Below are 22442 nucleotides of genomic sequence, written 5' to 3' on the forward strand. Positions count from 1 at the left end.
CTTGCCAGCATCCCTGTACGCGCTTTCCGCAATCGAGCGGGAATAAATTCGGAGTACGGCCAGTTCTATCTAAATGCGACGCTTCGGCCTTGTCCCGAGTCCCTCCCATCGAGGGGCTGCGCAATGGGACTGTGACCGTCCGAGCCATTGAAGAACAATGAAGTCCCGGTCAGGCAATTCCATCGATGCAACGCGTGGAATCCGCACACCGCACTGATCCACGAGGAGCTGCGATGTCAATCCGCTTGTCAGTCCGCCTTGCCCGGCTGTTTCTGGTTCCTTCAACCGCGCGTGATTACTGACATGCCGGCCGGAGCGTGGATCGCTTTCGCCACCGCAACGCTTGCAGCCACCGGCTCGCCCGGCCCGAACGCATTGCTGATGGTTCGGAACACATCGCGATACGGCTTGTCATCGGCGGCATTCACGCTGTCTGGAAACCTGGCCGCGCGCATTGCGATGGCGACCAGCATCATGCTCGGACTCAGTGCGTTGCTGAGCGCGTCGCCGCTGTTGTTGATCGTGCTCAGGGCTGCCGGCGCGGCCTATCTGATCTATCTCGGCATCAAGGCGTGCGTGGTGAGGCGCAAACCGAGTACGTCGACGCAACCCGCGGGCAACACGCGCAAACGGCGTACGGCGTTGTTCCTGGAAGCGTCGGCGGTATCGGCTGCGAATCCGAATACGCTCGGGTTTTTCGCCGCCGTGATTCCCGGACTCGTCGATGTACGCTCCGCATTGCTCCCTCAACTCGGCACGCTTATCGCAATCGATGCGGCGGTGGTCGTGCTGGTCATGTCGGTGTATGCGGTCGCCACGCATTTGCTCCACCGGAAGATCTGCGCGCATGACCGCATGCTTCTGATCAAGCGTTGCGGTGGAGCGGTGCTGATCATCGTGGGCGTGATCATGCTGCCGTTAAGGTAAAAAATATAAAAGCGTGTCGCCTTCATCTTCGATGGCCGGACGCATCCGTTCAATCCCGACGAGGTCGATGCACCCGCTGCGTCATGGCATAAGCCGCCACGGCAGCCGCGATAAAACCCGATGCCGCGCCCACGCCGAGTGACCAGCGCGGACCGGGATGGTCGGCGATCCAGCCTACGATCGGTGCGCCGATCGGCGTGCCACCGAGCGCGATGCCAAGACGCAGCGCCATCACGCGTCCCCGCATGGCCGGTTCGGTCGAGAGTTGCATCAGCGTGTTGGTTGCATTGGTAATCGTCAGCGCCGCCACGCCGATGACAACCAGCGCGCCTGCAAACAACCAGTAGTTCGGAGCGATGGCCGCCAGCGTGCAGCCCAGCCCGAAGGTCAGTGCGCCGATCAGCAGCGACACGAACCTCGGTTTGCCACGGCCTGCCGCGAGCAGGGCGCCAGAGATGGTGCCGATGGCCATGATCGACGACAGCAGGCCGTAACCGCGGGCATCGGTATGAAAGACCTTCACGGCCATGGTCGATATGAATATCGGAAAGTTCAGTCCGAACGTGCCGATCAGAAACAGCATGACCAGGATCGCCTTCAGATCGGGCCGCGACCATACATAGCGGAATCCTTCAGTGAAGCTGCCGTTGGTGCGGCGTGCCCTCGCATTTGCGCGCAATTCGGAGACGCGAAACAACGACAAGGAGGCGAGGACCGCGATAAAACTGACGCCGTTGATCATGAACGCCCAGCCGGTTCCGACCGAGGCGATGACCACGCCGGCGACCGCCGGTCCGATCATCCGCGCGGCGTTGAACGAGGTCGAATTGAGCGCGACCGCGTTCGACAGATCGTCGTCGCCGACGAGTTCCGCGACGAAGGTCTGGCGCACGGGCGCATCGAATGCCGCGGCGCTGCCGGACAGAAACGCAAACACATAGACGTGCCACAGATGGACGGCGCCCGTGACCGTAAGCACGCCCAACGCCAGCGCAAGCGCGCCCATTGCCGCCTGCGTGGCGATCAGGAGCTTGCGCTGGTTGTAATGATCGGCCGCGAAGCCTGTCCAGGGCAGCAGCAAGAATTGCGGGCCGAACTGGAGCGACATGACCACGCCCACCGCCGATGCGTTGTGATGCGTAAGCTGGGTAAGCACCAGCCAGTCCTGCGCGGTGCGCTGCATCCAGGTTCCGATGTTGGACACCAGCGCGCCGGCTGCCCAGACCCGATAGTTGTAGCTCCTCAGCGAACGGAAGACGCCCGTGGCCGCTGCGCTCATGAACGTTCTGGCTTGGCACCGCCATGGAAGCGTCCAAACAGCCGCGCGCACAGCAGTCCCATGGCGAGGATGCCGAGCCCGAATGGAACGGCATCGGCGGTGATCTTCAACTCGAAATCGCCGATGCGGAAGATCAGCATGTAGCTCACAACGAGATTAAAAAAGCCCCAGAGCACATTCACCATCGACGACGAAAGGCCTTGCCCGCGCGGCTTGGCGAACGGGCTTTGAAACGGTTCTCCCCTTACGCCGCTGACAAAATGCGGCACGGCGTTCGTGAGAAAAACGCCGCCGAAGAAATACGGCACGAGATGCAGGGAGTTCATTTTCGGGTGCTTCCTATGTTGAGGAAATCGACGACGATGAGCGCGGTGTTCGGATCGGGCGTGGCAAGCACCATTTTTGAAGGGTCTGGAAATGGCTAGAAGTCGGCAAGCCGTTGCAACAGTTTCACAGCCGCCGCGAGTTCGCTCTGTTCCTCGGGCGACAACTGCGCCTGCAAGGCCCGTAACAGCCAGTCCTCTTTGGCGGCGCGACTCGCCTTGACGGTCTTCCGGAACGTGGGCGTCAGTGCGATGAGCGTCTTCCGGCCATCGGCTGGATCCGGCTCGCCGCTGACCGCGCCCATGGTCTCGAGACTGGCGACCGTGACGCGCATGGATTGCGGCCGCACGCTTTCCGCGCGGGCGAGCGTGGAAACGGTTGCGGGCCCGTCGCGATCGAGACGCAGGAGAACCGACTTCTGGGCGGACGTGAAGTCGCCTGGATGCGCCTGTTCCCGCAAGCGTCGAATCAATTTGCCGATGGAAATGCGCAACTCGCCGGCAAGCGCCGTCAGCTCGGGAGTGTCTGAAGCGGGTGATTGTTTGACCATGGGCGGAGACTAACATACATACAGCAAAACTGTACAGTTTAGCTGTATGTATATTCTGGAAACACTGAGGCGAAAGGTCATCGGCACGCACTTGCTGCGGCCCAATATAATCGCGCATATCCAGCCGCCCTCAATGGACTTTGTGCCACGAAGACTGAGGCGGCGTTTTTACGAGGCAATATCGATGATCGATGCAACAGCTGTCATCCATCCCACCGCGGTTATTGAAGACGGGGCCGTCATCGGCGCCGGCGTTCGCATTGGTCCTTACTGCGTCATCGGCGAACACGCAGAGATCGGCGAGGGCACGATCCTCAAGTCCCACGTCATTGTGAGTGGCCATACGCGCATTGGCCGCGACAATACGATCTACCCCTTCGCCACCATCGGCGAAGACAACCAGGATCTGAAATACGCCGGAGAACCGACGCTGGTGGAAATAGGCGACCGGAACAAGATCCGCGAGAGCGTCACGATTCATCGAGGCACGGTTCAGGGCGGCGGTCTCACCAAGATCGGCAACGACAACCTGCTGATGGTCAACGCGCATATCGCGCACGATTGCGTTGTCGGCAATCATTGCATTCTGGCGAACAATGCAACGCTCGGCGGTCATGTGATCCTGGACGATTACGTGATCATCGGCGGGATGTGCGCGGTTCACCAGTTCTGTGTGATCGGAGCACACGTCATGGTTGGCGGCTGTTCAGGCGTGGCGCAAGATGTGCCGCCGTTCGTCATTGCGCAGGGCAATCACGCTTCGCCGAATGGCGTGAACACAACGGGATTGCTGCGGCGCGGCTTCAGCAAGGAAGCAATCCAGGCGATCCGCAATGCTTACAAGGTGCTTTATAGAAGTGGAAATACGCTGGAGGAGGCGAAGCCGGAGATCGCCGAGATTGCAAAAGCCCACGCTGAAGTCCAGCCGTTCTACGACTTTCTGGTCCGCTCGACTCGTGGGTTGATCCGATAAGTTCGAACCAGGAATTCGCGTTTTCGATCCGTCATGTCGATTTCCATGGTCTTCGTTCGTCGTCTTTATGGCGGAACGCGGCTCCACGCCGTATTCGCCGACACTGACAGGAGATTGCAATGACGATTCAAAAGATCACGCCGTTTTTGTGGTACTCGAACGAAGCTGAAGAGGCGGCCACGTTTTACGCCAGTATCTTTCCGGACTCGCGCGTCGTCCGGAAAACGGCGGTGACGAGCGCCGGATCCACGAAGCTCATCGAGTTCGTCCTGTTCGGGCAACCCTTTTATGCCATGAGCTCGAGCGGAGGCGACCCGTTCAATCACGCCGTATCGTTCCTGGTCAACTGTGACAGCCAGGATGAAATCGATCGTTACTGGAACGCGTTTCTCGAAGGCGGCGGCTCGCCCGAAGCGTGCGGCTGGCTGAAGGACCGCTTCGGCGTTTCATGGCAAATCATTCCGGGCGATCTCATCGACATGATGGCCGATACCGATCACGTAAAAGCCACGCGTGTTGCCGAAGCCATGATGAAAATGATCAAGTTCGATGCCGCCGCGCTGCGAGCCGCATATGCGGGAACGGCGGGTTGAGCGGAAGGATCGAACGTCGCGGCGGCCTCGATGAAACGCTCCTGATAGCATGGCAATTTCAGATTGCCTCGGGCGGGCGTTAAATGACAGAAAGGAGCGCGCGGTGGACCGAATGACTGGAATGGAGACGTTCGTGTCCGTGGTCGAATCCGGATCGTTTTCGGCGGCGGCGAGACTGCTCGACATCGGGCAACCGGCGGTATCGAAGGCTATAGCGCAACTCGAAGAACGCCTGGGCGTGCGTTTGTTGCTCCGGTCAACGCGCGGCCTGACGCCAACCGAGGCCGGTCAAGCTTATTACGAGCACGCGAGACGCGCGATCGAACAAGCCGACGAAGCCGACTTCGCCGCCAAGGGCGCGGCAAGCAGGCTGGCCGGCCGGCTGAGGGTATCGGCGGCGGTCACTTTTGCCCGGCTTCACATCGTTCCCAGGCTGCCGATGTTTCTCGACGCCAATCCGGAACTTTGCATCGACATCATTCTCGACGATGAAAACGTCGACCTGCTTGAACGCGGCGTCGATGTCGCCCTGAGAATGGGCGCGCTGGACGACTCGACCATGACCGCGCGCAAGATCGGCACGAGCGCGCGCCGGGTGTTCGGTACGCCCGCGTACTTCGCCAAGGCGGGCAAACCACTGACGCCGGCCGACTTGTCTTCTCATCAGGCCGTTGTTTACGAGCAAGGTGGCGGCGGGTCGGCCTGGTCGTTCGTTCGCGACGCAGCGGAGACTTCCGTGGTGGTTTCCGGGCGCGTACGGGTTACGGCTGCGGAGGGCGTGCGGGCGGCCGTGCTTGCCGACATGGGCCTCGCCGTCACCTCCGAGTGGATGCTGGCGCCCGAGCTTGCAAGTGGCGAGGTGATTACCGTGCTCGACGACTGGAGCCTTCCCGGCGTCGATTTGTGGGCGCTCTTTCCTACCGGGCGCATGGCAAGCGCCAAAGCAAGGGCGTTCGTTGCTTTCGTAGAAGAAACGCTGGCCGGCGTGGAGTCGCGCGTGGCCTGATGTGATGCCGGGCCAACGCGCACAGTTTCTGTCGACTGTATTTTGGAACCTTTCTAGCCCAGCTTGGCCGCCGCGACGGTTTGCTGGCGGAGCACCGGAAGCATGTCCTCGGGTTCAGGCCGATGCGTATAGTCCGGGTTGACCTCGGCATAAAGAATCGTGCCGTCTTGTCCGATCACGTAACGTGCGGGCATCGGCAAGGTCCAGCTGCCGTCGCCATTGAACGCGGGGAGATCGTTCTTCAGCGCCTTGTAGAGATCCACCAGATAGCCGGGAAGTTCGAACCGGATGCCGAAGGCAGCGGCCACGTCGTTATGTGTATCGGTCAGGATCGGGAAGCTCAGATTATTGGTTCGAACGGACTTGCGGCTATTGACCGCGTTCTGGGGTGAAATGGCAACCAGACTGGCGCCGTGCTCCTTGAAAGCGCCTAGCGATGCTTCCAGCGCCTGCAATTCGAGGTTGCAATAAGGGCACCACGCTCCCCGATAAAAGCTCACCACCAGCGGCCCTTTCTCAAGCAATGCCGCCGATGAAACCAGTTCGCCCTCCGAATCATTGAGCGTGAAAGCCGGCGCAATGTAGCCGGCTTTCAACGCATTGCGTGCCTGGCCGGATGCAACGAGTTCGGCCGTGGCCCGTTCCATCACCGGATGAATTTCCGGCGGCGCGAAGTACGGCGCTTTGCCGCCTTTGAAGTCAGCCTTGAAAGCGTCGAGTTTTTCCTGAAGCGACATGAATACCCCTTACTGGTTGAGTTGACGATCTGCTTGCGACGGATCAAATCATCTTCCGTGCTCATCTGGTCCGGAAGAGATCTCGAACACATAAGGTTTATTCCGCAACGGAATAGGGATTCATCGAGCGTCATTTATTCTCGCCTGGAATTCACGTTATTCGAAAGCGTGCGTAGCCGTTCCCAAACGAACCCGATAACTTTGTCGCGGGGTCGGGCATGACTGCCCGGCACACATACAACGTTCTCATTGGGAAACATCATGTCCAGGTTAGAAGGCAAGGTTGCGGTCATCACCGGCGGCAGCAGCGGTATCGGTTTCGCGACGGCGAAGCGGTTTGTCGAAGAAGGCGCATTCGTTTTCATCACGGGACGGCGGCAGGCAGAACTCGATAAAGCCGTTGAAGCCATCGGCCGGAATGTCGTTGCGGTTCAGGGCGACGTCACCAATCAGGACGATCTCGATCGGCTGATTGCGAAGGTCAGGGAAACCAAGGGCGTGATCGACGTGCTGTTCGCAAACTCGGGGTTTATCGAACTTCAGAGCATCGATCAGATCAGCCCGGAACATTTCGATAAAACCTTCGGCATCAACACGAAAGGTCTGTTGTTCACGGTACAGAAAGCGTTGCCGCTGATGGGCCGAGGCGGGTCGATCATCCTCGCTTCGTCAATCGCCAATGTGAAGGCGATCGCGTCTTATGCTGCGTACAGTGCGTCGAAAGCGGCGGTCCGCTCATTTGCGCGGACCTGGACGCTCGAACTCAAGGACCGCGGAATTCGCGTCAATACGTTGAGCCCGGGCCCGGTGGATACGCCGATCATCGACTCGCAATTCGAGACGAAGGAGGAGTCGGACAAGCTGCGCGAAACCTTCGCGCAAGCCATTCCGCTTGGCCGCATGGGGCGCCCGGAGGAGCTTGCCGCCGCAGCGCTGTTCCTCGCGTCGGACGACAGTAGCTTCGTGGCGGGAATCGATCTTCCCGTCGACGGCGGCATGGCTCAGATTTGAGCAACGCACTGACCACGCGGCCAATCGAACACGGCCAACACGGCGAACAATAAGCATGGACGCAGACGCCAGGATGCTCGCGTTGGCCGCTATCGCGCACACGTCGCGAATGGCTGTTTTCAAAGTACTTTCGACGGCGGGGCCGCAAGGGATGTCTGCGGGCGAGATCTCTGAAAAGCTGGGCATTGTTCCGTCCAGCCTGTCTTTTCACCTAAAGGACATGGCGCGCGCGAATCTCGTATTCGCGCGCCGCGAGCGGACGTTCATCTACTACTCTGCGAACTCCGATGCAATTCGTGAGGTCATCTGTTTTCTCAGCGAAAATTGCCTCGCCGGGACATGACCGTTCAGCTTTCGGCGCTCTCCGGCAGCTTCGCGATCACCTTGATCTCGAACTGAAACCCGTACAGCCAGGTCACGCCGACCGCGGTCAGCGTCGGGTGCGGCGCGTCGCCCCAAAACTCGGGCACGACTTCCCAGATCGCCTCGAAGTTCGAGTCGGGATCGACCATAAAAACCGTTACGTCGACCACGTCGTCGAACGTGCAGCCGGCTGCCGCGAGGATCGCGTTCAGGGTACCGAACGCGCGCCTGACCTGCGACGTGAGTTCGGGTTCTGGCGAGCCGTCCTCGCGGCTGCCGACTTGCCCCGATACGAACAGAAAACCATTGGACCGGATCGCCGGCGAATAGCGATTGCGGTCGTAAAGCGCCCGACGTCCGGCAGGAAAAACCACGTTACGCGTTGCCATCGGTTACCTCCATGAGTGGGTCGGAATTAACCCGTAATCACAATGAAAGAACTTTAGGGAATCGCCTCGTTCAGATAAACCGGGATGTTTGGCCATCACTGTTTGTAGAATGCAAACAATCGCCGAACATTCGGGAGCGTGGATAGATGGACCGTTTCGATGCAATGCAGGCATTCGCCCGAGTGGTGGAATCGGGCAGCTTCACGAAAGCAGCGGAAACGCTGCACATGAGCAAGACCAGCGTGACGCAGCTCGTGCAGCAACTCGAAGCGCGGTTGCGCGTACGCCTCCTCAACCGCACCACGCGCCGGGTCAATGTGACCGCGGACGGCGCCGTCTATTACGAGCGCGTGGTGCGTCTGCTCGCCGATATGGACGACGCCGAAACGGGCCTGTCGAGCGCGTCGGTATCTCCACGAGGCCGGTTGCGGGTTGACGTGCCCAGTCCGCTCGCACGCATGATCCTGGTGCCGGCCATGCCCGCATTCCACGCGCAGTACCCCGACATCCAGCTCGACATGGGCGTGAGCGACCGCACGGTGGATCTGATCGGAGAGACTGTGGATTGTGTCGTGCGCGGCGGCGAGATCACGGATCAATCGTTGATTGCGCGGCGCGTAGGGGATCTGCAACTCGGCGTTTTTGCGTCGCCGGCTTATCTGGAACGCGCGGGTACGCCGTCACATCCGCGGGAACTGGAGGATACGCATCACCGAATCGTGGGATTTCTTTGGGCGCGGACCGGCAAGGCGTTTCCGTACGCCATGCGTCTTATGGGGAACGACGCAAGCGAAACCGAAACCATCAAGGTGCAAGGCCGCTACGTGCTCGCGGTCGATGACGGCAACGCCTATCTCGCGGCGGGCCTTGCCGGCATGGGCGTGCTTTGGCTACCGGAATACATGTCGAAGGAACACGTGGCGCGCGGCGAACTGATACCGCTGTTCGAAGACTGGCGCCTCGATCCCATGCCGCTATACATCGCGTTCCCGCCGAACCGGCATGTCAGCACCAAGCTGCGTGTTTTCATCGATTGGGTCGCCGGGCTGATGGCGCTCCATGCGCCTCTCGCCAGCCCGCGCGATGCGTGATTACAGCGATCGTTCTATTGCTTGGCCGAGCAGATCGAGACCGAGATCGATTTCATCGTCGCTCACAGTCAGCGGCGGCGCGATCCTGAACACGCCGCCCATGCCAGGCAGTTGCACGATGTTCATGCTGAGCCCCAGATTCATGCACTCGCGCGTGATCTTGGCGCCGAGCCCATCGGCCGGTTCCTTCGTGCGTCGATCCTTGACGATTTCCATGCCGAGAAGCAGCCCGCGCCCGCGAATATCGCCGATGCAATCAAACCGATCCATCAAGCCGGAAAGCCCGCGCCTGAGCCGGTCGCCCATCACGTTCGCGCGTGCCACCAGTCCCTCGCGCTCGACCACGTCCAGCACGCGCAGGCCGATGGCGGCCGGCAGCGGATCGGAGACGTGCGTGGTATAGAACAGGTAGCCAAGTTCGTGCGCGCGTTCCTCGATTGCGGCGGACGTCACGACGGCCGCGAGCGGCAGACCCGCGCCGAGCGTCTTCGATAACGTGAGGATGTCGGGCGTGATGCCATCGCGCTCGCACGCGAACATGGTGCCCGTCCGGCCAACGCCGGTTTGCGCTTCATCGAGGATCAGCAGCATGCCGCGCTCCTCGCATTTGCGTTTCAGCGCGGCCATGTAGCCCGGCGGCAGTTCGATGATCCCGCCCGAACTGAGAATAGGCTCTGCAATAAACGCCGCGAGATTGCCGCTGGACTGGCGATCGATGAGATCGAACGCGTAGTCCAGTTCGGCGAGATAGTCGTATTCGCCGTTGCGCTCAAAACGCGGCCGATACAAAAACGGCGCCGGAATTGCGTACGAGCCGACCGCCGCCGGACCGACACCTTTGCGGCCCGCGCTGTAGGTCGCGGACGCCGCGTTTCCCGTCATGCCGTGCCAGGATTGCGCAAAACCCACGACTTCATATTTGCCCGTGACCAGTTTCGCCATGCGAATGGCTGCCTCGTTCGATTCCGCGCCGGTGCTGAGCAACAGCGCGCGGTCGAGGCCGTCCGGCGTGATATCGGCGAGGCGCTTGGCGAGATCGACTACCGGCCGCGAGAGCATTCCGCTGAAGAGATGGTCGAGCTTGCCGGCGTATTCGCTGATGACCGACACGATCTCCGGATGGCTATGCCCAAGCACCGCGCTCATTTGCCCCGATGTGAAATCGAGGATCGCGCGACCGTCGGCGTCATAGACAAAACTCCCCTTGGCGCGCTCGATGATCATCGGCTCGAAGGTGCCGCCGTAGCGGATGAGGTGATGTCTGGCGTTATGCCAGAAGGTTGCATCGTCGTTTCGGGACACCGGGCTGCTCCTTGGCGGATGGCAAATCGAGGGAATACCTGCGAGGGAATAGCTTGCAGTCTAGTTCGCTCTCTGGTTTCATAGAATCGAATAGTTCTAATGGAAGATAGAAGTGAGCCTTATACCTTGAGCCTTTCACTCGAAATCGATCTGCTGCGCTCCTTTACGGTCATCGCCGAAGTCCGGGCGTTCAGCCGCGCGGCCAGCCGGATTGGCCGAACCCAGTCCGCGCTGAGCCAGCAGATGAAGCGCCTCGAAGAAATCGTCGATCAACCGCTGTTCCAGCGCACCGGCCGAGGCGTGGTGCTGACCAATCCGGGCGAACGCTTGTTGATTCACGCCCAGCGCATTCTGCGATTGCACGACGAGGCAATGGCCGATCTGTCCGGCAAAGGGTTGTCCGGAACGATCCGCTTTGGCTGCCCCGACGACTACGCCGCCGTTTTCCTGCCGCAGTTGCTGCGTCAGTTTGCGAGCCAGCATCCGCACGCACTGGTGGAGGTCGTGTGCGCGCCCACGCCGCGATTGCTCGAACAACTGGAGATGCACGCGCTGGACCTCGCGATGATCTCGTTGCCGGAAAATGTGGCGAACGACGGCATCATTCGACGTGAACCGCTCGTTTGGGTCGGTTATCCCGGGCTGGATGCCTCGCACTTCGACCCGCTGCCGCTGGCGCTTTCCGACCCGGACACGCTCGATCACGTTGCGGCTTGCGAAGCGCTTCAACGCGCGGGCAGGGCGTATCGCATTGCTTATGCAAGCAGCAGTCTTGCCGGCCTCACGGCGCTGGTCCGATCGGGACAGGCCGTGGCCGTCATCACGCAGACCGCCGTTGCGCCGGATCTAAGCATCCTCAATGGCGATCCTGCGCTGCCCGCATTGCCGGGCATCGGCATCACGCTCAAGTTCGAGCGCGCGCGCCCGTCGCACTTGACCAAGGTTTTCGCCGATCACATCAGGATCACGCTGCCCTTGTTATGAAACAACGCGCGCGGCTTGGATCAGATCAGATCAGATCAAATCAAATCAGATGATCATCCCGCCCGATACCTCGATGCGCTGCGCGTTGACCCAGCGGTTATCGTCGGAAAGCAGCGCCGCGATCATCGGGCCGATATCGTCGGGATGACCCACGCGGCCAAGCGCTGTCATGCTGGCGACGAGCTTGTTCACTTCGGGATTGTCGCGGACCATGCCGCCGCTGAAGTCCGTCGCGATCGCGCCGGGCGCCACCGTATTGACGGTAATGCGCCGCTCGCCGAGTTCCTTTGCAAGATAGCGCGTGAGCACCTCGACCGCGCCTTTCATGCACGCATACGCGCTGCTTCCAGGAAACGAAAAGCGCGCAAGACCCGAAGAGATATTCACGATGCGGCCGCCGTCGTTGATGATCGGCAGCAGTTTTTGCGTGAGGAAAAACACGCCTTTGAAATGCACTGCGTAGACGGCGTCCAGTTCGGCTTCGGTAGTTTCGTGGAACGCTTTGTGCAACGACGTACCCGCGTTGTTGACCAGAAAATCGAAACGCTGCGCGCCGAGTTCGGCAAGCGCCTTGCGCACGTCTTGCGCGAAGGTATCGAAGGAGCTGGTGTTGGCGGTATCGAGTTGAATGGCGATCGCGTTGCGCCCCGCTTCGCGAACCGCGGCGACGACCTGATCGGCTTCCGCGCGATTCGAGTGATACGTGAAGATCGAATCGATACCGCGCTTCGCCAGGTTCAGCACCGTATTGCGGCCGAGCCCGCGGCTGCCGCCAGTGACGATTGCGATCTTGTTGGTGTTTTCTTGAGACATGGATGGCTCCGTTGGTGTTCGTGTCCGCCAACGATACGCTTGGAAAATCGATATCTGAATGCCAGAACTTGGACACTTCTTGCCTATTCCTGTCGCGCGAATTTTTCCCCGAACGCCTATATCATCGGGGTTCCAGCGCCGAAGGAGTTTCGCTTATGTCCAATGATGCCCTGCTCGAAGCCGTCACCCGTTATACCGACGCGCAACCTGGTGACGGCCCGTATCTGACGCCGATCGAGGGCGTGTTGATTCTGCGCTCGAACCGCGAAAAGCAGCCGTCGCATCTCATCTTCAAACCGGCGTTGTGCATCGTCGTGCAAGGCGCGAAATGGACGATTTTCGGCAACCAGCGGTTTCACTATCGCGCGGGTCAGGCGCTCGTGGTCAGCGTGGAGGCGCCGGCGGTCGGGCGTGTGGTGGAAGCGAGCAGGACGGAGCCGTTTCTCGGCATCGTGATCGAATTCGATCAGGCCGTAATGCGCGACGTGCTCGAAGGTCTGGCTCCGACCGAAGGCGTCACGCGGCAACTGGCGGGCGTGAGCGTTGAAGCCGCGCACGGCGTTTTCGTGACCGACTTCGACGGTCCGCTAGCCGATTGCGCGTTGCGGCTGATGCGCCTTTTCGGCACGCCGCAAGCCATCCCGATGCTTTATCCGTCGATCATGCGGGAGATCTGTTACTGGCTGCTCACGGGTCCTCGCGCTGCCGATGTCGCGGCGATCGTGCTCGGCAATAGCCATGCGCATCGCGTGGTCAGCGTGATTCATTCGTTGCGCAACCGGTTCGCTGAAGCGGTGCGCATCGAGGAGCTTGCCTTGCAGGCGCAGATGAGTCCTTCGGCGTTTCATCGACAGTTCAAGATGCTGACGTCGATGACCCCGCTGCAGTACCAGAAGCAGTTGCGCCTGCTCGAAGCACGGCGGCTGATGCTGACCGATGCCGCCAATGCCGAGACAGCCGCGTTTCAGGTCGGTTACGAAAGCGCGTCGCAATTCAGCCGCGAATATGCGCGCATGTTCGGCATGCCGCCACGGCGCGATGTGGTCACGTTGAGGGCAGCGACAGGTTGATGAAAATGCGCCGCTGATTCAATGGGCATCGCGGAATGTCACGACAGGGTAATACCGCTCGTAATAATGGATTCAGTTGTCGGCCCAAAAATCCCCGGAGCGAGACCCTGACCATGCCGAACAAAACCAAGCCCGAATCCATTGCCGCTGTATCGACCGTTTCAAGGCGCAGTTTCCTCAAGCTGGCGGGCGCGTCCTCGCTGGCCGGTGCCGCCACCACCATGACCGGCGCAGCGCGTGCCGCAGACACGGCCCCGGACGGCACGCCCGAGCAGATTCACCTGACCTGGGGCGAGGATCCGTCGAAGGAAGTCATCGTGAGCTGGGCATCGCTCGCACCGGCCGCGAATCCGCGCGTGCGGATAAGCACCGCTGGCAACGGCCACGCGCGGGTCGTGCACGGCGTTCAGCGCACGTATACCGACGGATTGAATGGCGAGATTGTCTGCACGTACCACGCGCAGATCCACGGTCTCGAGCCGGACACGTCGTATCAATACGAAGTCACCGCCGATAACGACGCCAATACCGCGCAACCATTCAGCGCCTCGTTCCGGACCGCGCCGCGCGGCCGCGCGCCGTTCCGCTTCACAAGCTACGGCGACCTCGCGACGCCCAATACGGGCTGGGTGCTGTCGTCGCCGCAAAGCCGCTTTGCCGTGCAAGCTGTCGAGCGCTTCCAGCCGCTATTTCATCTCCTCAACGGCGATCTTTGCTATGCCAACCTGAACCCCACGCATCAGCCGGAAGTCTGGCGCGACTTTGGCAACAACGCGCAGACATCGGCGGCGAACCGGCCATGGATGCCGTGTCCCGGCAATCATGAGGTCGAGTTCCATAACGGCGAGCAAGGCCTCGATTCATATCTCACGCGTTATACGCTGCCCGACAACGGCACGCGTTTTCGTGGGCGCTGGTACAGCTTTCGCGTGAGCTCGATCTTGTTCGTATCGCTGGATGCAGACGATGTCGTGTACCAGGATGCCGCCGCGTTCGTGGCCGGCCCGGCCCCGCTCGTGCCGGCCGCGAGCACCGGCAATCCGCCCATCGAACCCGGCACCTCGTTCTACATACGCGGCTATAGCAAGGGCGAGCAGACGCGCTGGCTCGAAAAGACCTTGCGCCATGCAGCGGACGACGACGATATCGACTGGATCATCGTGCAGATGCATCAGGATGCGCTGAGTTCATCGAAGACCGGCAACGGCTCGGATAAAGGCATTCGCGAAGCGTGGCTGCCGCTGTTCGATCGCTATGGCGTCGACCTCGTGTTGTGCGGTCACGATCACGACTACGAACGCAGCCATCCGGTTCGCGGCTGCAATCATCATGCGGGATTCGATGCCGTCACCGGCGAGCGTGTCGATACGCTGCAACCGAAACCGGTCATGACGTCGCATCGCGCGAACGATCCGATTGATACATCGCGCGGCACCGTTCACCTGATTCTCGGCGGCGGCGGCACGAGTGCGCCGCTCGATGTCTACGGCCTCGACGCCGGCACGGGCAATCCGCAGGCGCAAGTCTTCACCAAGCCGAATCGGCCTGTTCCCGGCACGTCGGCGAATACTTTTCTGCGACGCCCGGCCGATGCCGTGGAGGATGCAATCTGGTCGGCGCAACGCGATACCGGAACGGGCTACGGTATTGCTGTGTTCGATCATGATCCCGGCACACGGCATGGCAACACCACGATCACGATGAACTACTATCACGCGCCCGGCGCCGACCAGACGCCGACCGCGGATTACGAGCTCTTCGAGACCATCGTGCTGTCGAAAAAGCGGCGCGGGTAGGGCGCAAGCCTGGATACTCGCGGATCTTCGATCACGCCTCGCCGAACAATCCGTCACGCCCGAAAGCAAACTTCGCAAACCGTTCTCCGATCCGCCGGTGCGTGGCTTCGTCCGGATGTAATTGATCGGGAAGCGGCAGATCGGTGAAATCGGCTTGACCGTAGAGCGCGAGGCCATCGAGATAATGCAGATGGCGATCTTCGGCGGCGCGTTGTTCGACAATGCGCCGCAGTTCTTCCCGGATAACGGTCAGCGTCAGTTTCCCGGCCATGCGCTCGGCAGGATCGCCCGTCGCACGAAACGATACCTTGCCGGTTGCGAGCGCGGCGAGATCGAATGCGCCAGGGCCGGGCGTGTCTTCGTGGATCGGGCAGTAGATTGGCGAGACGATCAGCAGCGGCGTCAACGGATGGCAATCGCGGATCGTATCGATAAAACCGTGCACCGCCGGCGTGAATGCACGCAGGCGCATCAGGTCGGTGTTGACCAGGTTGATGCCGATTTTCACGCTGATCAAATCGGCGGGCGTGTCGCGCATGGTTCGTGCGGTGAATGGATCGAGCAACGCGCCGCCGCCGAAGCCGAGATTGATCAGTTCAACGCCGCCGAGAGAGGCGGCGAGAGCGGGCCATATGGACGTCGGGCTGTCTCCGTTCGAACCGTGGCTGATCGAGCTTCCATGATGCAGCCAAACCTTTCTGTCTTCACTGGCAAAAGGTTCGATTTGCGCGTTGCTACGTAACTCGACGAGCTCCGTGATCTCGTTGTACGGCAGCCAGATTTCGACACTCTTGTCGTGGCTGGGCAGATCGATGAAACGTAGGGTCGCCACCGCGCCTGTTTGCTTCGATACAGCGCCGGTCGCCATGTCGATCGTCACAATGTCGCCACCCGTCGCGCTGCTCTGGCGCGCAAGCTTGCCATTTATCAGCACGTCATATATGCCGGCTGGCCGGGGCGGAACGCCGGCATACGTGTAACGCGTGGGCACGACGTCGAGTTCGATATCAGTCGCGCGCGTGCGAAACGCAAGCCGTACGCCCGATGGCTGCGACTCGGCCATCGCCAGTTGCGGATCGGCGCATTGCGCGCGAGCCCAAGCGGGCAGACGATGCGGCTTCACGCCTCGCGCGGTCTGTTCGTATTCGATGGCACCGCGTAACAGCGCCGGAATGATGGGCGTCGTGATCATGTGATCGAGATAACGGGAAAGCGCCGATCTTAACAACAAGCGCGAGTGTCCCGGTTTCTACGCCGCATTCGCTTCATGCGTTGGTTGAGCCGCTCACGCTATCGACCTGCTGCAAATCTATTGCGGCTTTTGTTCGTTATATATTTCGTGACGAACGCCTACGATAGTCCGTTGGTCTTTCAAGGAGAGCATGTGAGCAGCTCACAACAACACGACATGAAAAGTTTTCGCGCTATTCCACCTAAAGCCATCATCGCCGCAGTGCTCCTGATCAACGCGATCAACGCGCATGCTCTCGACGCAGTCACGGTCGGTCTCGCGATTCCACCCGCCGTGCATGACGGCGCGCCGTACGCAGCCGCCGACAAACTCGGGCTCTTCAAGGAAGAAGGGCTCGACGTCAAACTGATCGTTTTCCAGGGTGCGGGCGCGCTGATTCCGCAAGTGGCGAGCAAGCGCATCACGTTCGGTTATCCAACGGCCGAGCCGGTTTTATCGAGTTATCTGAATGGCGGCACGCCTGTACCCGTGCGCTATTTCTATAACGGCGTACCGTCCAACACGATGGAATTCGCGGTGCTGGCAACATCGCCGGTGAAGACGCTCGACGACCTGAAGAACAAGAAGATCGGCGTCGGCGCGCTCAGTTGGGGAACGATCCCCGGCGGTCGCGCGGCGCTTCGCGAAGCAGGGCTCAAACCCGGCGAGAACGTGGAGTACGTTGCTGTAGGCGCGCTGGGCGCGGGTTTTCATGCGCTGAAAACCGGCGCTGTCGATGCCCTCAATTTCAACAGCAGCTGGGACGATATGCTGGAACTCTCGGGCACGCCGATCCGGCGCATCCGCTACCCGTCCGTCTTCGATGAAACCGCGGGCAATGGTTTTATCGCGCATCGAGATACGTTCACCGAGCATCCGGATCTCATCGCGCGTTTCGGGCGCGCATACACGAAGGCGCAGATCGTGTGTCAGGCGAACCCCGCGTTTTGCGTCAAGGCGTTCTGGGCCGAGCATCCGGAATCGAAACCGCAAGGCGACGAAACGAAGAACCTGCGCGAAGCGGTTGAACTAGTGAAGCGCCGGCTTGATCGCGTGCTGCTGACATCCGATGGCAAACCGCGGCAGGCGGGCGCGTACAACCTGCCCGCCGTGCGCGCAAACCTGGCCGAGATGCAGAAGGTCGGGGAATTTCCGAAGGGCGATGTTCCTGTCGGGCAGATCTTTTCGAATCAGTTCGTGCCCGAGTTCAGCCGCTTCGACGCCGCGGCGCTTCAAGCACGCGCGAGGCAACAATGAGCGCGCGGATTGAAGTGACGCCGCAGACGGCGTTGATCGATGTGGCGAGGGACATCGTGCTCTCGGGTTTCGCGCCGCATGCCGAGGTCGATGTCATCGCGCGGCAGAACCAGCACGACGGCAGCGAATGGGAAAGCCTCAACCGCTTTATCGCCGATGAAACCGGCCGCGTCGATCTGCGCGCCGCCGCGCCGGTGTCGGGCGACTACGCGGCGAGCGGGGCGCATGCGATGGGTGTTGTGTGGTCCATGCGCTGCGTGAAGGAAGTGCCGGGCGTGGACAGCATCGAGCCATTGCGTACTGAAATCGAAGCTCGCGATACCCACGGCACGACGGCACAGGGCGCATTCATCCAGCAGTTCCTGGCCGATGGTGTCACGCGCCGCGAGGTCCGCGAGCAGGGCATCGTAGGAACGCTGTTTATTCCTTCTACGCCCGGGCCGTATCCGGCTGTGATCGTGCTGAATGGTTCGGGCGGCGGCGTCAACGAACCGCGCGCGGCACTGTACGCGGCGCATGGCATTGCGGCGTTTGCGCTCGGTTATTTCAAGGCGCCGGGTTTGCCAGCGGCCATCTCCTGTACGCCGCTCGAATATTTTGCCGGCGCGCTCGACTGGTTGCGGCAGGCCGTGCAACCCAAAAACGGCTTCGTCGCGATCGCCGGTCAGTCGCGCGGCGCCGAGCTCGCGTTGTTGCTCGGCGCAACGTATCCGGAACGTGTATCGGCGGTGATTGGTTACGTGCCGAGCGCGGTGTTGCACGGCACGTTGCGCGCGGGCGCCGCCGGCGAAGCGCCGGATTCCATCGCGTGGACGCTCGGCGACAAAGCGCTGCATCACGTCTGGCAAGACAACCGGCACGCCGACTGGAGCGCGTTCAGGAATCCGCCCGCGCCCGGCGAGCCGATTCGTCAGGCGCCCGCGTTTGTCTCGGCGCTCGAGGACGCGGAGGCGGTAGCGCGATCGCGTATTGAAGCCGAGCGGATTGCCGGGCCGATCCTTCTGATCTCGGGAACGGATGACGGTTTTTGGCCATCGAGCCGATACGCCGCAATGATCGTCGATGACCTCGAGCAGCGCGGTTTCGCGCATTCGGTCGAGCATCTGCGCTATGAGGGCGCCGGGCACTCGATCCTGTTTCCCCATGTGCCGACCACGCTCGTTGCGCGGCCGCATCCGGTCGCGGGCGTGCGCATCACAGCGGGTGGATCGGCCGCCGCCAATGCTCACGCGAATGAAGATTCGTGGCCGCGGGTGTTGCGGTTTATCGAAGCGGCGAGCGGTTCGGCGAGTCATGCCGCATGAGCGCAACGGCTGCTTTTATCGCGGAACATATTTCGGTTCGATACCAGACGCGCACTGGCGTGATCGATGCGTTGCGCGACATCGACCTGCGCATTGAAGAGGGCGAGTTCGTCGCGTTGCTCGGACCATCCGGCTGCGGAAAATCCACGTTGCTAAAAGTCGCCGCCGGTTTGATTTCGCCGACGCAAGGCCGCGCGAGCATCGGCGGAAAAGAGCTCGATAAACCCGGGCGAGATGTGGGCGTCGCGTTCCAGAAGCCGAACCTGCTGCCGTGGAAAACCGTGCTCGACAACGTCATGCTGCCCGCGCAAACCTTGCGTTTGCCCAAGGCGCCGGCGTTGACGCGCGCGCGGGAATTGCTGGAACTCGTCGGACTCGCCGCGTTCGCGGACAACTATCCCGCAGAGTTGTCGGGCGGAATGCAGCAGCGCGTGGGACTCGCACGCATGTTGCTGCACGATCCGGAACTCTTGCTGATGGACGAGCCGTTCGCCGCGCTCGACGCCATGACACGCGAATCGCTCACGCTCGAATTGCAGCGCATCTGGCTCGCGCAACGCAAGTCGGTGCTGTTCATCACGCACAGCATTCCTGAAGCGGTTTTCCTGGCGGACCGCGTAGTGGTGATGTCGGCGCGGCCGGGTCGAATCATCGATGACTTCGCGGTTCCGCTCGATCGTCCGCGCACCGCCGACACCATGGCGACGCCCGCTTTCGTCGATGCCTGCCGTTACCTGAGAGGGCATTTTCAATGACCACGCAACGCACGAACTTCGCCGTGCCGGCGTTTGTTTATCCGCTGGTGAGCCTGATCGTGGTGATTGCCGCGTGGCAAGCCGCGGTCAGGCTGTTTGCCATTCCCGACTACGTGTTGCCCGCGCCGAAGCAGGTCTTCAATGCGCTCGCCGGCGGTTTCGCCGATGGCACCTTGTGGCCGCACATCGGCGCGACCGTGTTCGAAACGCTGGCGGGTTACGCGATCGGCTCGGTGCTGGCGGTGCTGTTCGGCGCCATGCTCGCCGAGTCGCGCTTGTTCGAGCGTTTCGTGTTTCCGCTGCTGGCCGGCTTGCAGGCAATGCCCAAGGTCGCGCTCGGCCCGATCATCCTGGTCTGGTGCGGATACGGCAGTGCATCGAAGATCGTGCTCGTGGTGCTGGTATGTTTTTTCCCGTTGTTCATCAATACGGTCAACGGGCTGCGGCGTGCCGATCCGGATCTCCTCGATGCCTGCCGCGCGTTTTCTGCTTCACGCACGTTTTTGTTCCTGCACGTAAAGTTGCCGTCGGCGGCTTCCGAGATATTCAGCGGCCTGCAGATCGGCATTTCGCTGGCGCTGATTGGCGCGGTGGTCGGCGAGTTTCTTTCGTCGCAGCGCGGCCTCGGATACCTGATCAGCTCGGCTTCGGTGAACATGAGCGTGGCGACAATGTTTGCCGGCGTCGTGCTGCTTGCCGTGATCGGCGTATGCGGCGCGCAGATCGTGCGGGTGGTGCAGCGGCGCGTGGTGTTTTGGGAGCAGCAAGAAACGCGGACAGTTGCCGATGCGGGTAGCGGGTGAGACCGGTTTGCCTGGCCCATACAAGGTCTTCAGCACCGGCGACGCTATCCAACTTTATTCCTTGCGCGCAAAGTACTCGGGCAAACGGAAACCATCGTAGAAGCGATTGTTCAGGATTGCTTGCCGAAACGAAGGCGACTGGTACGCGTTGACAATCGCTTGCGTCACTGGCGCATTCTTGTTTGCGGCCTTGACCACGACCTGGTTGATGTAGGGCGGCGTCATCTGTTCGAGCGCAAGTGCATCGGTCAATTTATAACCGCTGAAAATCGCAAAATTCCCCTGGATTGCGGCGAAGTCCACGTCGTCCAATGCGCGCGGCGCTTGCGCCGATTCCAGCGGAACGATCTTGATTCCCGCCGGGTTGGCGATCACATCGCGCTCGGTGACATCTACCGGATTTGCGTTCGGCTTGATTTTGATCCAGCCAATACGCTGAAGGATTTTTAGCGCGCGCTCCAGGTTGACGGGGTCGTTCGGAACCGCGACAGTCGCGCCCGCCTTGACTTCGTTGAGCGCGTGATGCTTCCTGGAATAAAGGCCCATCGGCGGCGTGGGAACTTGCACCACGCCGACCAGATCGGTTCCGTTGCGATCGTTGTAGGACTTCAGGTAGACCTCGTGCTGCATGACATCGGCGGCTATTTCCCCGCGATACACAGCCTGATTCGCCTCCAGTCCCGTACTGAATTCGACGTACTTGATCGAATAGCCTTTTTGGCGCAAAACCGGTTCCACGCCGAGTTTGAATTCATCGGCATAGGGTCCTGGAACAAAGCCGATGCGCAATTCGTTTGTCTCCGCGGCTTGGCTCGCAAGCGACGCAAACGTTAAGCCGAGCGCGATGGCGGCGGCAAAGGATTTCCATTGAGGCATGGGTCGCAATTAGAAAAAGGTAAGAGGGGAGCGGAACGATTGCCAACATGAAGGTTTTGATCGGTGCTTAAATCGACCGCTCAGTCCTTCCAGAAAACCAGCGCTCGCAATTCGATACTCCTGCGCGGCGCGGCGTTTTTGAGCGTCGTCGGATCTTCGAACGCCGTGTGCGCGGTCAGGCGCGCGGTACCGTCCTCGCGCGAATCGTAGATCTTCAGCAGCAAGGCCTCGTCGGGACGAAGCTTGGGGAAGTAATACCAGCGATGCGCAGGGTTATACGTGAACGAGAATGTCTCGCCGATCTTGTCCGGATAAACCAGGTCGCCGGGCACCACGTCGGCGGCGGCGATCGAACGGGCGTCGCATAACGCGAGTGGCAACTGCTCGACCACATCGAGCGGCCGCCACGGGTTGATGATGGCGAACCGGTGATTCAGGCGGCGCGCGGCTTCGTCGGCGGGAAGATGGTCGCGCACGCGCCGTGGACCCGATGAAAAAGTCTGATCGTTATGCACGCGCCGCACGGGTTCGCGAAGGTACGCGGTGCTTCGCGAACCGCTTTTGCTGTCACGAATGGTGTGATCGAAGATGACGATTTTTTCAGCGCCTGTCGCCGCGATCAGCAACGTTTCCGCTTCGGGATAATAGGTCGAGCGGATGGCGGTTTCATCGCGGAAATCATTCACGGCGCTCGCGTGACGCACATGCTGGAAGCCGCTTTTATCGAGCGATAACTCGCCTGCTTCGGCAAGCGCGCGGGCGTCGTGGAGAGTCACTTCCCGTGCTTCCAGTTCTCCCGTGGTCCAGGGCACGCCGGGTGGCGGCTCGAAAGTGTAGTTGACCGGGCGGCCTTCACCGGCCTTCAGATAATTCAACTCGGCTTTGACTGCGCGTCGTGCCTGCGCCTGCGGACGTTCTTCGAATGTCGTGCTCATGTCGTTCCTCGTGACCATGCTCAGGACTTTCAAAGCTATACCTGCGTGCGCCGAACCTGAACGAAGGAAACGC

At 60.9% G+C, this 22442-nt stretch carries 25 protein-coding genes; 14 read left to right on the forward strand and 11 right to left on the reverse strand.

Features of this window, described 5'->3' with window-relative positions; genetic code table 11:
- Positions 1 to 281 precede the first annotated feature (281 nt).
- Positions 282 to 476: a hypothetical protein gene (locus ASG35_RS32395; RefSeq protein WP_235527802.1), complete on the reverse strand. Its 195-nt coding sequence runs from the start codon at positions 474 to 476 to the stop codon at positions 282 to 284.
- On the opposite strand from ASG35_RS32395, the gene ASG35_RS29485 reads away from it, so the two are divergent.
- Positions 382 to 927, forward strand: coding sequence for a LysE family translocator (locus ASG35_RS29485; protein WP_235527796.1), 546 nt, complete (start codon positions 382 to 384; stop codon positions 925 to 927). The genes ASG35_RS32395 and ASG35_RS29485 overlap by 95 nt on opposite strands.
- 49 nt (positions 928 to 976) lie before the next feature.
- Here the strand turns inward: ASG35_RS29485 and ASG35_RS29490 are convergent, their stop codons facing one another.
- The 3 genes from ASG35_RS29490 to ASG35_RS29500 form a co-directional block, all read right to left on the reverse strand.
- On the reverse strand, positions 977 to 2206 hold the full coding sequence (locus ASG35_RS29490) for an MFS transporter (protein WP_056366349.1): 1230 nt from the start codon (positions 2204 to 2206) through the stop codon (positions 977 to 979).
- Positions 2203 to 2532 carry a hypothetical protein gene (locus ASG35_RS29495; RefSeq protein WP_056366355.1) on the reverse strand — a complete coding sequence of 110 codons (330 nt, stop codon included), beginning with the start codon at positions 2530 to 2532 and terminating at the stop codon, positions 2203 to 2205. The genes ASG35_RS29490 and ASG35_RS29495 overlap by 4 nt, the downstream gene beginning before the upstream one ends.
- 95 nt (positions 2533 to 2627) lie before the next feature.
- Positions 2628 to 3080: a MarR family winged helix-turn-helix transcriptional regulator gene (locus ASG35_RS29500; protein ID WP_056366358.1), complete on the reverse strand. Its 453-nt coding sequence runs from the start codon at positions 3078 to 3080 to the stop codon at positions 2628 to 2630.
- Between the two features lie 184 nt (positions 3081 to 3264).
- Here ASG35_RS29500 and lpxA point away from each other — a divergent pair, with 184 nt between their 5' ends.
- The 3 genes from lpxA to ASG35_RS29515 all read left to right on the forward strand — a co-directional run bounded on the left by lpxA (position 3265) and on the right by ASG35_RS29515 (position 5652).
- A complete protein-coding gene (lpxA, locus tag ASG35_RS29505) occupies positions 3265 to 4053 on the forward strand; it encodes an acyl-ACP--UDP-N-acetylglucosamine O-acyltransferase (protein WP_056366360.1) in 789 nt (262 codons plus the stop codon).
- A gap of 119 nt (positions 4054 to 4172) precedes the next feature.
- The gene (locus ASG35_RS29510) at positions 4173 to 4646 is read left to right on the forward strand and encodes a VOC family protein (protein ID WP_056366363.1); all 474 of its coding nucleotides are present in this window, start codon (positions 4173 to 4175) and stop codon (positions 4644 to 4646) included.
- A 103-nt stretch (positions 4647 to 4749) separates the two neighbouring features.
- A complete protein-coding gene (locus ASG35_RS29515) occupies positions 4750 to 5652 on the forward strand; it encodes a LysR family transcriptional regulator (RefSeq protein WP_056366366.1) in 903 nt (300 codons plus the stop codon).
- Positions 5653 to 5705: 53 nt separating this feature from the next.
- Here ASG35_RS29515 and ASG35_RS29520 read toward each other — a convergent pair whose 3' ends face one another.
- A complete protein-coding gene (locus tag ASG35_RS29520) occupies positions 5706 to 6389 on the reverse strand; it encodes a peroxiredoxin-like family protein (RefSeq protein ID WP_056366369.1) in 684 nt (227 codons plus the stop codon).
- 261 nt (positions 6390 to 6650) lie between these two features.
- Between ASG35_RS29520 and ASG35_RS29525 the strand changes: the two genes are divergently transcribed.
- Together ASG35_RS29525 and ASG35_RS29530 are read left to right on the forward strand one after the other, a co-directional pair.
- Positions 6651 to 7400, forward strand: a complete 750-nt coding sequence (locus ASG35_RS29525; protein WP_056366373.1) for an SDR family NAD(P)-dependent oxidoreductase — start codon at positions 6651 to 6653, stop codon at positions 7398 to 7400.
- 55 nt (positions 7401 to 7455) lie between these two features.
- The gene (locus ASG35_RS29530; RefSeq protein ID WP_056366376.1) at positions 7456 to 7743 is read left to right on the forward strand and encodes an ArsR/SmtB family transcription factor; all 288 of its coding nucleotides are present in this window, start codon (positions 7456 to 7458) and stop codon (positions 7741 to 7743) included.
- A 4-nt stretch (positions 7744 to 7747) separates the two neighbouring features.
- On the opposite strand, the gene ASG35_RS29535 is transcribed toward ASG35_RS29530, so the two are convergent.
- A complete protein-coding gene (locus ASG35_RS29535) occupies positions 7748 to 8152 on the reverse strand; it encodes a RidA family protein (RefSeq protein ID WP_056366379.1) in 405 nt (134 codons plus the stop codon).
- Positions 8153 to 8298: 146 nt separating this feature from the next.
- On the opposite strand from ASG35_RS29535, the gene ASG35_RS29540 reads away from it, so the two are divergent.
- Positions 8299 to 9243, forward strand: coding sequence for a LysR family transcriptional regulator (locus ASG35_RS29540; RefSeq protein WP_056366382.1), 945 nt, complete (start codon positions 8299 to 8301; stop codon positions 9241 to 9243).
- Here ASG35_RS29540 and ASG35_RS29545 read toward each other — a convergent pair whose 3' ends face one another.
- Entirely contained in the window at positions 9244 to 10545 is a 1302-nt protein-coding gene (locus ASG35_RS29545) for an aspartate aminotransferase family protein (RefSeq protein WP_056366383.1), read from the reverse strand.
- Between the two features lie 99 nt (positions 10546 to 10644).
- On the opposite strand from ASG35_RS29545, the gene ASG35_RS29550 reads away from it, so the two are divergent.
- The gene (locus tag ASG35_RS29550) at positions 10645 to 11529 is read left to right on the forward strand and encodes a LysR family transcriptional regulator (RefSeq protein WP_056366386.1); all 885 of its coding nucleotides are present in this window, start codon (positions 10645 to 10647) and stop codon (positions 11527 to 11529) included.
- Positions 11530 to 11574: 45 nt separating this feature from the next.
- Here the strand turns inward: ASG35_RS29550 and ASG35_RS29555 are convergent, their stop codons facing one another.
- Positions 11575 to 12342 carry an SDR family NAD(P)-dependent oxidoreductase gene (locus ASG35_RS29555; RefSeq protein ID WP_056366388.1) on the reverse strand — a complete coding sequence of 256 codons (768 nt, stop codon included), beginning with the start codon at positions 12340 to 12342 and terminating at the stop codon, positions 11575 to 11577.
- Between the two features lie 155 nt (positions 12343 to 12497).
- Here ASG35_RS29555 and ASG35_RS29560 point away from each other — a divergent pair, with 155 nt between their 5' ends.
- Positions 12498 to 13412: an AraC family transcriptional regulator gene (locus ASG35_RS29560; protein WP_056366937.1), complete on the forward strand. Its 915-nt coding sequence runs from the start codon at positions 12498 to 12500 to the stop codon at positions 13410 to 13412.
- A gap of 113 nt (positions 13413 to 13525) precedes the next feature.
- Positions 13526 to 15208, forward strand: a complete 1683-nt coding sequence (locus ASG35_RS29565) for a purple acid phosphatase family protein (RefSeq protein ID WP_056366391.1) — start codon at positions 13526 to 13528, stop codon at positions 15206 to 15208.
- A 31-nt stretch (positions 15209 to 15239) separates the two neighbouring features.
- Here the strand turns inward: ASG35_RS29565 and ASG35_RS29570 are convergent, their stop codons facing one another.
- Positions 15240 to 16400 carry a GDSL-type esterase/lipase family protein gene (locus ASG35_RS29570; RefSeq protein WP_056366394.1) on the reverse strand — a complete coding sequence of 387 codons (1161 nt, stop codon included), beginning with the start codon at positions 16398 to 16400 and terminating at the stop codon, positions 15240 to 15242.
- A 192-nt stretch (positions 16401 to 16592) separates the two neighbouring features.
- Here ASG35_RS29570 and ASG35_RS29575 point away from each other — a divergent pair, with 192 nt between their 5' ends.
- From ASG35_RS29575 to ASG35_RS29590, 4 genes are read left to right on the forward strand one after another with little or no spacing between them, the layout of a single operon-like run.
- Entirely contained in the window at positions 16593 to 17696 is a 1104-nt protein-coding gene (locus ASG35_RS29575; protein ID WP_235527778.1) for an ABC transporter substrate-binding protein, read from the forward strand.
- On the forward strand, positions 17693 to 19000 hold the full coding sequence (locus ASG35_RS29580; RefSeq protein WP_056366401.1) for an acyl-CoA thioester hydrolase/BAAT C-terminal domain-containing protein: 1308 nt from the start codon (positions 17693 to 17695) through the stop codon (positions 18998 to 19000). Before ASG35_RS29575 ends, ASG35_RS29580 begins: the two co-directional genes overlap by 4 nt.
- Positions 18997 to 19755, forward strand: coding sequence for an ABC transporter ATP-binding protein (locus ASG35_RS29585; protein WP_056366404.1), 759 nt, complete (start codon positions 18997 to 18999; stop codon positions 19753 to 19755). The genes ASG35_RS29580 and ASG35_RS29585 overlap by 4 nt, the downstream gene beginning before the upstream one ends.
- Complete coding sequence (locus ASG35_RS29590; RefSeq protein WP_056366407.1) at positions 19752 to 20558, forward strand: ABC transporter permease; 807 nt, start codon at positions 19752 to 19754, stop codon at positions 20556 to 20558. The genes ASG35_RS29585 and ASG35_RS29590 overlap by 4 nt, the downstream gene beginning before the upstream one ends.
- A gap of 54 nt (positions 20559 to 20612) precedes the next feature.
- On the opposite strand, the gene ASG35_RS29595 is transcribed toward ASG35_RS29590, so the two are convergent.
- Both ASG35_RS29595 and ASG35_RS29600 read right to left on the reverse strand, forming a co-directional pair.
- On the reverse strand, positions 20613 to 21434 hold the full coding sequence (locus ASG35_RS29595) for a MetQ/NlpA family ABC transporter substrate-binding protein (RefSeq protein ID WP_056366410.1): 822 nt from the start codon (positions 21432 to 21434) through the stop codon (positions 20613 to 20615).
- An 80-nt stretch (positions 21435 to 21514) separates the two neighbouring features.
- Complete coding sequence (locus ASG35_RS29600; protein WP_056366940.1) at positions 21515 to 22369, reverse strand: CmcJ/NvfI family oxidoreductase; 855 nt, start codon at positions 22367 to 22369, stop codon at positions 21515 to 21517.
- Between the last annotated feature and the right edge of the window lie 73 nt (positions 22370 to 22442).

The organism is Burkholderia sp. Leaf177, assembly GCF_001424345.1.
Classification (GTDB): Bacteria; Pseudomonadota; Gammaproteobacteria; order Burkholderiales; family Burkholderiaceae; genus Caballeronia.